Annotated in this window: 10 protein-coding genes; all 10 read right to left on the bottom strand. The window is 29.7% G+C overall.

The annotated features are described in order from the left end of the window. Positions 1-93 precede the first annotated feature (93 nt). The 10 genes from D4Z93_RS04450 to D4Z93_RS04405 all read right to left on the bottom strand — a co-directional run bounded on the left by D4Z93_RS04450 (position 94) and on the right by D4Z93_RS04405 (position 13331). Positions 94-2157: a cell wall-binding repeat-containing protein gene (locus D4Z93_RS04450; RefSeq protein ID WP_119970743.1), complete on the bottom strand. Its 2064-nt coding sequence runs from the start codon at positions 2155-2157 to the stop codon at positions 94-96. A 131-nt stretch (positions 2158-2288) separates the two neighbouring features. Further along, positions 2289-3839 (bottom strand): murein biosynthesis integral membrane protein MurJ, encoded by a 1551-nt coding sequence (gene murJ, locus D4Z93_RS04445; RefSeq protein ID WP_119970741.1) that lies wholly within the window; start codon positions 3837-3839, stop codon positions 2289-2291. Beyond that, positions 3829-4965: a glycosyltransferase gene (locus D4Z93_RS04440; protein ID WP_119970739.1), complete on the bottom strand. Its 1137-nt coding sequence runs from the start codon at positions 4963-4965 to the stop codon at positions 3829-3831. The genes murJ (D4Z93_RS04445) and D4Z93_RS04440 overlap by 11 nt, the downstream gene beginning before the upstream one ends. Further along, on the bottom strand, positions 4938-6194 hold the full coding sequence (locus D4Z93_RS04435) for an O-antigen ligase family protein (RefSeq protein WP_119970737.1): 1257 nt from the start codon (positions 6192-6194) through the stop codon (positions 4938-4940). Before D4Z93_RS04435 ends, D4Z93_RS04440 begins: the two co-directional genes overlap by 28 nt. Positions 6195-6228: 34 nt before the next feature. Continuing rightward, the gene (locus tag D4Z93_RS04430; RefSeq protein ID WP_119974226.1) at positions 6229-7245 is read right to left on the bottom strand and encodes a glycosyltransferase family 2 protein; all 1017 of its coding nucleotides are present in this window, start codon (positions 7243-7245) and stop codon (positions 6229-6231) included. Positions 7246-7260: 15 nt separating this feature from the next. Then, positions 7261-8811: a murein biosynthesis integral membrane protein MurJ gene (murJ, locus tag D4Z93_RS04425; RefSeq protein WP_119970735.1), complete on the bottom strand. Its 1551-nt coding sequence runs from the start codon at positions 8809-8811 to the stop codon at positions 7261-7263. Next, positions 8801-10264, bottom strand: a complete 1464-nt coding sequence (locus D4Z93_RS04420) for an O-antigen ligase family protein (protein WP_119970733.1) — start codon at positions 10262-10264, stop codon at positions 8801-8803. Before D4Z93_RS04420 ends, murJ (D4Z93_RS04425) begins: the two co-directional genes overlap by 11 nt. Next, positions 10264-11343: a glycosyltransferase gene (locus tag D4Z93_RS04415; RefSeq protein WP_119970731.1), complete on the bottom strand. Its 1080-nt coding sequence runs from the start codon at positions 11341-11343 to the stop codon at positions 10264-10266. The genes D4Z93_RS04420 and D4Z93_RS04415 overlap by 1 nt, the downstream gene beginning before the upstream one ends. Before the next feature lie 42 nt (positions 11344-11385). Beyond that, positions 11386-12138, bottom strand: a complete 753-nt coding sequence (locus D4Z93_RS04410; protein WP_119970729.1) for an acyltransferase — start codon at positions 12136-12138, stop codon at positions 11386-11388. Between the two features lie 83 nt (positions 12139-12221). Continuing rightward, entirely contained in the window at positions 12222-13331 is a 1110-nt protein-coding gene (locus tag D4Z93_RS04405) for a Gfo/Idh/MocA family protein (RefSeq protein WP_119970727.1), read from the bottom strand. Between the last annotated feature and the right edge of the window lie 87 nt (positions 13332-13418).

The following is a 13418-nucleotide window of genomic DNA, read 5'->3' as shown; positions in this document are numbered from 1 at the left end:
AGTATTCTTACAAACAAATATTGAACATACATAAATCTTACAAGATTGATGAAAATTTTTCAATTATTAAACACAATCTTTAAAATCATCCTATTATTTAGCCATGCTCCCGGCAATATACTCACTTATGGATGCAGTTCCTCCATATATTATCTGTGTAGTAAATTTTCCTGTATCGACAAAATCCTTTTGAATCTTATTATTATCTCCTAAAAGTATTAAAGGTGCATTTAGTTTTGCAGATAATACACTTCCCGCAAGAGCATCTGGAAAATCTTTACCTGATGCTAGAGTAATAATATCACCATCCATTTTAAAATATTTTGCAACATTAATGGAGGTCTCATATCTATCGCTCCCGCCTATTCTCACAATTTTATCATCAGATAATCCAGTCAAAATTTTTATATTATCCTTAGCATAATCAGAAACAACCCCATTTCCACCTATTATATAAATTTGAGATGGATTAATCTTTTTTATAGTTTCTTTAGATTCACTTGGTATATCATATAAATCAGAATATATTACAGGATATCCTTTTGCTGCGGCTACAGCTGAAATACTAAGTCCGTCAGGAAAATCATTTCCTGAAAGTACGACAATTGGTGTTCCCTTAGAAGCATTAATTTTATCATTTATAGATTTAACTGCTCCATACTTTTCACCATCCTGCAGTATCTCTATATTATTATATCCCAAATTTTTCAAACCAGTAATTATATTCTCATTTATATTTCCTTCATCCCCAAGTATATATATTTTTCCACTGGTATTCATATGTCTATTTATATATTGCACTGCCGACTGATTTTCAGTATAAGTTTTTCCAGAAAGAAGTATAGGTGCATCTAATTTTTTTGCAAGAACACTTCCACTTAATGCATTATTAAAACTGTACCCGGAAGTTATAACCACACTATCAATCTTGGAGCTGTTAAACTCTTCTGCAATAGCTTCCGCAGTTTGAAATCTATCTATTCCACTAAGTCTCCTACTAGTATAATTCTTAACTTCTGCAGGTTTCCAACTGGCAATTTTCTCTTGAGCTTCATCATAATTTTGTAATAATTCTCCCGAATCTTCTTCTCCATATGATCTCCACTGATTAAAATTCAACATCTGATCATATCTATTAACCACAACACCATTGATTTTATAATATGTATTATAATCAAAAGAATTATCTACTGACCCTTCATCAGTTAGCTGAACATTGTAATTACTGTAACCGGTTAAAAATAAATTACCTTTAAAATAATTTTTTGTAGATGACTCTAACATAAATACATCACACCAATTATTTCCATAAAATACATTATTGTATATATAATTATTTTGTGCATTAGAGCCTATTGCAAGCCCATAAGCATGATTATCATAAAGGCGATTATTAGTTATTTTGCAATTGCTGCCTCCATTAGGAGCTCCATATAATTGAATAGCTGCTCCAGCATTATCATGAATATCATTACCATCAAATATCCAATTATTAGCTTGATACCCAATGTATATGCCATGATCCTTTGGTTTATTTACTTTTAATCCTATACTGTATATACTGCAATTTTTAACCGTACAATCATTAGAATTTTCACCATCTATACCTGATGTACCATAAGGTCTATAAACTGGATAATCTAAATCGCATATCGTTAAATTACTCATCTCCACATGATTAGATTTATCAGTCAAATAGATTCCAGCACCTGTATATTCAGCCATTTTTATTCCTTGTACTTTCCAATATGAACTATTCCTAAAAGTAATGGCATCTGGTGCTATTTTCCCTCCCCAGTTTAATCTGTAATCACCCTCCATAGTTACAGATTCCCCTGGATAGTTTTCCACAGTAAACCATGCGTCTTGTGATCCCTGTCTATTAAATATATCTGTAGTCTCTTTGTACACTCCTCCTCTTATTAGAAGAGTATCTCCTGGATTTAATGCATCTAATCCAGCTTGAATTGTTTTAAACGGACTATTTTTACTTCCATTATTTTTATCATTTCCTGATGGAGAAACATATAAAGTTTTCGGCGAATCAGCATATACTCTATTATTTACTAATACCATATTAATCCCAAAAATCATAGTAACTATAACTATTATGAAAACCAGTTTAATTTGCATAACACTTTCTATTTTTACATTCATAATAAAACTCAGACTCCTCCCCCTTGAAGTTTGCCGATTGTTGTCCTACAAAACAAATTCTATTAATAACACTATGCCATTTTTCATTAGCAGATAAAATTATTATGGCAATATTTGATCTAAGTTAATATTTAATTTGCTGATCTATGTTTAAAATTATCAATTAATTCAAAGAATTCATCTACTTTAAATATATAAATACATACAGCGTATATTAAGCTTCCAAAAACAAACGATATTAATACACAAACTACGCTAGATTTAACTCCCATACTTAAGAAACTTAAAACTAACTTGTTTATAGTAAGTATCACCAATCCCATTATAATAGATGCAATTAATATTTTCAAAAAATCAATACACACTTTTTTTAAATTAATACCATTTAGCTTTCTATTTAGATCCACAAGCATTAATATAGTTGTTACTATTACTGAAATACTTGTAGCTAAAGCAAGTCCTGATACTTTCATATACTTTACGATAAATATATTTATGATAACATTTATTCCTATACCAACAAAACTATTTACCATAGGAGTTTTCGTATCTTTTATCGAATAAAATGCCTTATTTAAAATATCTCTTAATCCATATGCGACCATAGATGGTGCATAGAATAAAAGAGCACTCGATGTAAGTTTAGCCGCTTCATTCGTAAAAGCCCCCCTTTTAAATATAATTGTTATAAATTGATCCCTTAAAAATACTATTGCAAAAGAAGCAGGTATCATTATAAGCATTATAGCAATTAAAGATTTCTCAAGTTCTTTTCTATATCCAATACTGTCATTTTTAACCGCCATTTCAGATAATGATGGATATACTATCATTGATATTCCTATTGCAAATACTTCATATGCAAGTGTATTTATTTTATTAGAACAGTCTAGTACAGTTACTGCGCCGAAAAATATATTTGTTGCAAATGACCTGTTTACAAATAAATTAAGCTGTATTACCGAAGTACTTATTATAACAGGAATCATTAGTTTAAACATTTTATCTATTTCTTTATCTTTAAAATCTATGGTAGGTTTATATCTGTATCCAAGTTTCCTATATTTAGGCACGTTTATTAAAAATTGCATAAAGAAACCTATAACGGTCGCAACTGCAAAACCAATAATTCCAAATTTTGAGGCCATAAATACAAGGTATATTATATATACTACATTAGAAACTGCCGACATTGCAGCCGGTTCATAGAATTCCTTATGACATTGAAGTACACCAGTTATAACACTTTGTAAACTTACAAATATAAGTGATATAAGCATTATTCTAGTTACCCTTAATGCTACTTCAAAAACTTTGGGATCCTTCTCAAATCCATGCCCAAATAAGTATATTATATCCTTAGCAAAAATTATTAATACCACTGTTATCAATATTGTATAAATAGAGGATAAATTTATAACATTATTTACAAAACTATTTGATTTTTTTTTGTTTAGTGTTTGCATATGATCAGTATGTATTGGTATAAAAGTTGTTGTTAGTCCATAACTTATCGTAGTAAGTAAATACACGATGCCAAGCCCAAAATTATATACATCTGTAATATACGTCGCTCCGAATTTAGCAGCTATTAGGGAATCTCTCACAAGTGCAAATAATTTTCCAAAAATTATAAATATCATAACTACAAGTGAACTCTTTAAAAATTTTTTATTTGTCATAATTTACACTCCGATTATATGTAAGTATCTTTTTATACACATTATAATAATCACTGCAAAACTTATCCGTAGAATAGTTGCTCATGCAAAAATCATAAAAACTGTTTCCCATACCTACCAATTTATCTCTACTTATGAAAGCATCTTTCATACTCTTATAAGTTCCATAAATATCATTATTTTCTATAACAAATCCAGTTTTTTCATTTACGACATGATCCAGATCACCAACTTTAGACACTATAACCGGTACTTTAACCGCTGCACTCTCTAGTATAACTAAAGGAGGTAAACCGCCTTCACTCAAAGAGTTTAAAATACTCACATTTGATGCATTAACATAGTCTGCAGCATTTTCCTTAAACCCGGTAAATATAATCTTATCTTCTAAATCAAGTTCACTTACCTTACTCTTTAATTCCTGTTCTAAAGGTCCATCACCAACTATAATAAGTCTTATATTTTTTACCTCTTTCTCAAGCTCAGAAAATGCTTTAATTAAATTTAATTGATTCTTGACTGGATGCATTCTAGCAACATTCGCAAAAACAAAATCATCCTCACCTATATTAAGTTTCTTTCTAATTTTACTATTATTCTCATTAACTTTTACAGAATTAAAATTTATTCCATTGGAAACTATAAATTTTTGTCCTTTAAATCCATCTTTAGTCATTAAATCTTTGATATATTTTGAAACACATACATAATAGTCAAAACTCTTAAGCCCTATAATACTAAGATAGGTAAAAAATATAAACTTAAATTTACTATTTAAGAAATCCTGCTTATAATTGCTGTGTATTGTAGCCACAGATACTACGTTTAAGTATTTTTTTAAAAAATAGTGAAGCAAAAAAGCTTTTGCTCCGTGAAAATCTATTAAGTCTATATTATTTTCCAATACATATTCTAATATTTGATTTTTACATTTTAATAGTCCCTTAGGAAATTTTACCACATCAATGTGCATGTCTTTCGCTTTATCATAAAGCGGTCCATCTCCAATTACTCCTAAAATACAAATGAATCTAGGCAATGAGTAATTAATCAAATTTAATACATGATTAGCTCCTCCACCTATATCATTTCCAGATATTATCTGTAGAACTCTGATTTCTGACACCTCCTTAGGGCTTCACCCATAGCAAGCAGCATCCAGAAAAAGGATGTAGTCTTAGGAACAAAAAACAAGTTGTCAGATAAATTCATGACCAGAAATGCTATAACCGAAGCAAAAAAACCTGTGTAAAAGTACTTTAAAAATTTATCTTCAAGTGAATCAGTTAACTTTTTAATTCTAATCAATGCATTTATTAAAATTGATATAAAGAAGATTGTGCCAAAAATTCCAAGCTCACTTTGTATTTTTAAGTATGAATTATGACACGGAAATCTTTTATAGTCATAATATATATATAATTCATGGTACTTTGCAACATAGCTATCATATAAACTTACAAAGTTTCCATTTCCAACTCCTCTTATTGGATGATCTTTTATCATATACCAAGCTGTTTTCCACAATTTAAGTCTCGTGAAATTCTCAGAACTATTTCCTATATCCATAATTCTAGAACCAATTTGCGGTATCAAGAACATTAAAATTCCCAAACCACCAATTGGGACTATAAGCTTCAAGCTGTAAATTATTGCCAGAACTACAAGTCCAATAACAAATCCAAGCATTGCATTACGTGAATAACAAAATACTATATTCATTGCCAAAGCTAACGAAAGCAATAAATAAAATGCTTTTTTCTTAATACCTTTTACATATATCATAAGCATAATTATAGGAAATATTGCAAGTACTAGAAATGCACCAAAATTATTTGCATTATCTAAAGAAACGGTAACTTTAGGTCGTCCTAAAAATCCGTCGGTCTTTACAAAATTCTTGTTAAGTTCAAATTTAGTAAAATACTGAACAATTCCGAATACACTCATTATAATCGTACATACTATATATGATCCTAAAAATCCCTTTATAAGTTTAGTTTCAGCAAACTCGTACTTTATTATAAAAAACAATGCTGCATAAGTAAAAAATCTAAATGTTTCTTGAAGTGCCATTCCTTTTTCAGCCGCATAAGTAACTGAAATTAACATAATTAAAAAAAGCCCTGATATAGACAATGTAAGATAATCTGTAAAAAAATCTCTTATACCATTTATAAATCTGTTTCTAGAATCCTTATTCAATATAACATTCAAGAAATAAATCACAAATATCAAAAATAATATGTAATCACCAAAACTTACGTGTTTGAATTTGATCTCATTTGATATTAGAGGATTAACTATAATATACATACATGTAACTACATATAAAATTATACTCAATACATTCACCCACTTTTAGTTGAACTTAACATAATTTATAAGATTATCTTGACATTTTTGTATTCTTTTCAATAATCTTATTGGATTTAAACACATAGAAACTGAATAAACCTCGTAAAAAACCAAACCCATAACTTACGTGCAATATTGGGAATATTAAAGGAATATATTTAAGTAACTTAAAATTGCCCTTAAAGGCTTTTAATGAAGCAATTAGATCTCCAATTAAATATATACAAACCTCCAAAATCCAGAGATAAAATACTGGTTTTATAAATGCTCCAAGTAGTATTCCCAAAATATTAGTTACAACAAATAATAATGGTACCAAATGTCTTACAGATGCAGGTTTACCATGTTTCTGCATTACTCTTACCTTCCAAAAACCATACTGATAGTATTGTTTCCAAAGTTTTCTTAAAGATGACCTGCTATAATATGATGATTTAACTTTAGGTGTTAAAAGAACTTTATATCCATTTTTAACTACCCTGTAGTTTAATTCATCATCCTGATTTCTAACTAATTCATCATCAAAATATCCTATTTTATCAAGAACTTCTTTTCTATATGCCCCAAAAGCAACTGTATCAACAAATGTTTCTTCATGAGCATACCTAAATAATGCATTTCCAACTCCAAATGGTGAGCTCATTGCAATAGCTACAGCTGTACCCTTATCATCTTCGCTTATAGTCTTTATAGGGCCACCTGCACATCCTATTTCTTTATTCTTTAATGCCTCAACATTATATTTTATAAAGTCTTTATCAGCAAAAGCATGTGCCCCAAATATTATAACTATATCTGCATTGCTCTTTCTTATTCCTTCATTCATGCCTTTTGGTGCTGTATATCCATTATTATCAATAAGCTTTACATTTCCATATTTCTCTTCATATTTCTTTACTATATCTCTTGTACTGTCATCTGACATACCATCACACACAAATACTTCAAAATATTCTTTTGGATAAGTTTGTTTCATAAATGAATCCAAACATTCCGATATATACTTTTCCTCATTTCTACATGGAATAATTATAGAAACTGTATCCATACTATTACTATTCACCTACCTCTTTGCTATCTTATCCATTATAACCATCCTTAAACTATTTAATTCTTTTATATTTACAATAAATGCTGCTATTACAAATACAATTATTCCGATTAAAGATGATACCACAATCTTTATAAAAACATTTATTGTGGAAGTGTAGCTAAGATGCATTATATTATTTAAAATTTTTATAACAATAACCATTGGTATCGATGCTATGATTGTTTTTATAATCGTTTGAATTATATATTTTCCATTTATACTTCCTATCTTCTTTCTGAGTGTATAAATCAATAATATACAAGCTATATACATTGAAACAGCATCGGCAAGTGCCAATCCTTTAAGCCCCATAATACTTTTAAACAAGAATATAAGACATATATTTATTACCATAGCTATAGCGCTATTTATCATTGGTGTTTTAGTATCCTTCAAAGTATAATAGGCCTTGCAGACAAAATCTCTCATACCAAACCCTAAAAGTCCTATTGAATAAAATATTAAAAGTACAGAAGTCTGTATAGTATCATTTTCTGTAAAGGCTCCTCTTTGAAATAGTATATATATTATTGATCTGCTTTGTACCATAACTATAAAGGATATTGGAAGTATCATAAGTATAAGCATACCAAGAGACTCACTTAAAGTTTTCTTCATTTCTAATACTTTATTTCCAGCCATCTGCTTAGACATTTTAGGATATATTATAGTGGCAATTGTCATTACAAATATATCTACAAACAATGCAAATACCCTGTATGCATAATTTAAAAATGTAACACTTCCCGCACTATAATTGGTAGCCTGTGCTCTTTCTATAAATGTATTTATTTGTTGAACTCCCGTCCCCAGTATTACTGGTAAAAGCATTACGCACATTTTTATAAGCATAGGATCTTTAAAATTCACCTTAAAACTATACTTAAATCCAACCTTCTTCATTGCCAAAAGTTGTGGAATTATCTGGGCAAATGTTGCTATAAAGGTTGCTATTGTAAAACCTATCACTCCATATTTATCTTTAGCTATAAGTAAATACCCTATTGTTATAATATTCAAGGGAAGAGCCACAAGTGCAGGTACTGTAAAATTCCCCTCAGATTGAAGAACAGCATTAAATATATACATAACAGCATTAAATATAAGTGTTGGAATAAGTATATTAGTAAGTTTTTGTGTGAAAATAAGCTTTTCACCAGTAAAACCCGGGTTGAGCACCATTACTATAGGTTTACTTAATATTATACATACTATTGAAATTGCAAATGTAACAATTATAAAAACATTTAAAGTATTATTTATAAATTTAGCAGCTTCTAATTTTCCCTCTTTCAATTTTTTATCATTATACAGAGGAATAAGAGTTGTTGTTATAGCTGCTCCTATCATTATAAACAGTACCATGGGAACATTGGATGCCTGAAAATAGGCATCCAAATCTCCTGCTTTAAAACTAGCTGCAGTAACGCTGTCCCTTATAAGTCCAAGAAATTTACTTACAAATGTGCAAATCACTATTATACCAGCCGTCGTTGCTAATTTTTTAGAATCAATACTCATACCTCATCTTATCCTTTAAATTATTTGTTTGTATAAACGAAACACTTAATGCAAATAATAACCAATTAGGTAAAAAATACGTAACCGAGCTTGGTGAAAAGCTTCCTATCATAAATCCTATTAAAGAACTTAATAAAGCATATGCTATACATTTATCCATATTATTTGTATTCTTATTTCCTATTTTAAATAAGTTATATAAAATATATAAATAAAATAAGCCATACAATATAACAAATATACCGAAGTCACCAAATATTTCTGTTGCCAGTCCATGAACACTATATATACCGTGAGTATTTTTTACATCCATCAAATGCTGAATTGAATTTCCAGCTCCGAATCCCAATACCTTTCTTTCTTTTACAATACCAGTCACAATATCATATATTATAGTTGCTCTTACATTTTCTGATCCTTCTTCTCCAATATCTGATTTATTCATCTTTGCTATATCGCCTATTTTCCCCATTTTTTCAATCATCTTTTGTTCATAATCACTGCTGTGGCTAACTAACAAATAACTATATCTATATACCCCTGCAAAAGCAACTACTATTATCAAAGGATATATAAGAGCTTTTATTTTTCCTTCTTTGAATAGTATTACTGTAAAAGCTATCATAGTAAGTGCTATAGACAACATACATGCTCTTGAATTTGTAAGAACTAATGCTGTAAATCCTAGTAATGTGAAAGTACCGTAAAATACTTTACCTTTAATAGATTTCGAAAAATAAAGCAAAAATAATAAAAATGGAATTCCCATACTAAGAAATGTAGCATAGTCATTTGCATTAAAGAAAAATACAACCGGTCTGCTTCTTAAAACCAAAAGTTCTTTTGTCGTAAGTTTGTATAAAATACTATCATAATAATGCTTTACTGGAAGTTGAGTCCCAGTTATTGCTTCTATAATGCCTATTATTATAGTAAGCAATAATACAAATCCAACTACTTTGAGTGAGTTGTAAAAATTTTCTCTTGAAGTATTAAATGCAGCTACTATAAATACGAATAAAATCATCATAGCATATATTATTATATACTTTATATTAAGGCTTTTACTTTCCGCCCATACAAAACTTAAACATATGTATACAAACCACAATAAATAAAATCCCAATAACTTTTTATTTAGTTTTTTTAATATATATCTATTTTTTATTAATTTCAATGCTGTTAAAATAGCACATATAACAAGCAATATATGAAAAAAGTACAGCTTTTCATGACTAGGAAAATATAAAGTATATTCAAATATACTCGCGACCAGTAATGTATAATATATATTATCGTAGAAGTCCTCTGCACCTGTCAAAAAAGCTGCAGCAACTACACTTATAAAAAATAACGCACTTATTATATAATTTCCATTTATAATAGAGGATCCTAAAAGTACAACGAAAACTATAGCAATATATATGCCGCTCCTTTTATTTAGTCCATACATTAATTTTTCCCCCTATTTAGAATTTTTTCATAAAGTTTATCCATTATAACGGCATTTTTTTTCCAATCATATTTCTGATTTGCTATTTTAACCGCATTACTGGAAAACTTTCTAAGTTTTTTCTCATCCTCAATCAACAATTTTAGCTTATCCTTTAAAGCATAACTATCTTCAGGATTTACCATATATCCATTATAATCATCAAATACTATTTCCTTTAATCCTCCAACATTTGTACAAACTACTGGTCTTCCACAAGCACAAGCTTCTACTGCTGACACACCAAAACTCTCACTTAAAGACGGTATACATACTATATCCATCTTGTTTATATAATCAGGTACATTAGTATTGTCTATACTTCCTACAAATTCAACATACCTGCTTATACTTAACTCCTCACATAATTTTTCAAGACTTGCTTTTTCAGGACCATCTCCGACTATCATTAGTCTTAGCTTTTTTCGTGTATCCTTCAAAAGATCATTAAATGCCTGTATAAGATATTTTATTCCATATATCTTGTGCAAATTTTTAACAACTCCAATTGTGATATATTCATTACTAAGTACTGGTACTTTAGCACTAAATCTATCTATATCAACGCCAAATGGAGTTATTGTTATATTATCTTTATTGTAATATTTTCTAGTTTCATTAGCCATATCACAGCTGGTAGAACATACTGCGTCTGTTCCTTTTAAAATAAATCTAAGTAACTTTGCATTTACAGAACTTGATTTAGGAAATTCATATACATCACTACCCCAAACAGAAATTATAAATGGATGATATGAACTTATACGTCCATACAATCCATAACTTGTGGCATAGTGACTGTGCAGTATATCAGGTTTTATGTATTTTACTATTTTTCTAATTTTGAAAAGCAGCATAAAATAGGCCAGTTTATTTTTAAATGGTGGTTTCACAACAATAACTTTTACATTTTCCTTATATACATAATCTGTATCTCTCATAGAGATTAGATATATCTCATTATCTGATTTTGAAAAATGATCTACCCATTTCCGTGTGTGTATACTATCTGCATCTGCTAAAAAGCAAATTTTAGCCATAAAAACACCTCAAATATATAAATTATCTTAATTAAATATTTCCTATTGATTCTTTAATAGCTGATCTTCTGCAACATCTCTTAAATACCTAGCAGGATTTCCTGCAACAATCTTAGCATTTTCAACATCTTTAGTTACAACACTTCCTGCTGCAGCAAATCCATCTTCACTTATCACTTTACCAGGCAATATTGTTGCTTGTGCTCCAATTCTTCCACCTTTTTTTATTGTAACTCCTTTAAAATGTTTATATCTTTCCTTTGAACGTGCTGCATAATTATCATTTGAAGTTACAACTCCAGGTGCTATAAACACATTATCCTCAACTTCTGAATAAGCAGTCAAGTAAACATTTGTCTCTATTTTACAATTTGACCCAACCTTACAGAAGTTTTCAATAGCGGCTCCTCTTCCTATAATAGTTTTTGAACCAACGGTAACATTTTCTCTAACTGTAGCAAGATCTGCAATTAAAGTTTTTTCACCAATAGTACATCCACAATACACTATAACTCCTGCACCTATTAAACATCCTTCTTGTATAAATGCTGGATCAAGTTTTTTATCATCCTTGAATATACTATTCACAGACCTCATAGGTTCTTTTCCTATTACAGTATTATCATCTATTCTTACATTATCACCTATGTTACTCCCTTTATGAATAGTAACATTATGGCCTATAATACAGTTATCTCCGATCCTTACCCCATCTTCTACAACAACAAATTCACCTATACTAACATTATTTCCTATGCACGCATTATTTGATATAACTTTGAAATTTTCACTCAAAATAAACACCTCATTAACAATTGTAATATGTACGGCCGCTTGCTTATTAATATTAGCCAATACTTTAATTTAGGGTAACACCATTATTCATGAATTTTTTTAATTCCCTTCATCTCCATAGTTGAGAACTTTTCAAGAGGAAATTTAACTGGCATACCAGTGAGTCTCGACTTGTATGCTGCAAGAATTATTGACATTCCCTTTTTCCCTTCTTTTCCACTTACTAAAGGCTGTCTGTCATAATTTATTGCATCTATCATATCCTTAAACAGTGGAATATGTCCAAATCCATATACTGTATCAGGATCACCTTCCTGCTCACTTAAAATTCTTTCTTCCTCATCCTCTTTTGCATCAGCAAATCTCCAGGTTTCTATTTTATTTACTGCTAATCCACCTATACAAACAGCGCCATTTTCACCAAAGATACTTAAAGTTTCTTCTAAATTCTTAGGATACACACATGCACTCCCTTCAATAATTCCTATTGAACCATTCTTAAATCTTATAATTACAGCTCCAAAATCCTCTGCTTCAATATCTCTTAGAAATGTATCACACTCAGAATAAACTGAATCTATCTCTCCACCCATCATCCATTGAAGGAGATCTATATCATGTATACATTGATTCATAAGTGTACCGCCATCTAACTCCCAAGTTCCTCTCCATGGAGCCTGAGTATAATAACCCATATTTCTATTCCAAAGTATTCTGGCTGTTCCATTTATAAGCCTTCCAAATCTATTCTGTTCAATAGCTTTTCTCAATTTCTGAATAGGTTTATTAAATCTATTTTGATGACTTACACAAAGTTTAACATTATTCTTCTCTGCCGTCTCTATCATATTATCTGCATCCTCAATTGATAATGCCATAGGTTTTTCACATATAACATGTTTTCTTTGATTCATACAATATACTGCAATTTCTGGATGATATCCACTCTCTGTTGCAACAGTTACTACATCTACATTCTCTTTTTCAAGCATTTCCTTATAATCCTTATATACATTCACATCACAAGCTTTGCCCATCTTATCTATGTATTCCTGTTTCTTTGCTTCTGCCTTATCCAGATTAATATCACAAACAGCTGCTAGTTGTGCTTCTTCCTTATTGGAAGCTAATGCCTCAATATGCTTATATGAAATTCTGCCGCAACCAATAATAGCAAATTTCAATTTCTTCATAAAAAACACTCCTCGATTTCTAAAATTATATTATAAATAAATACCAATACCTATATAACCTTTTAATGACAAATCAAAAGTTACACG

It is taken from the genome of Clostridium fermenticellae (genome assembly GCF_003600355.1).
In the GTDB taxonomy this organism is placed as follows: Bacteria; Bacillota; Clostridia; order Clostridiales; family Clostridiaceae; genus Clostridium_AV; species Clostridium_AV fermenticellae.
Note: the sequence above shows the minus strand (reverse complement) of the source record. Positions and strands in the feature narration are given on the sequence as shown.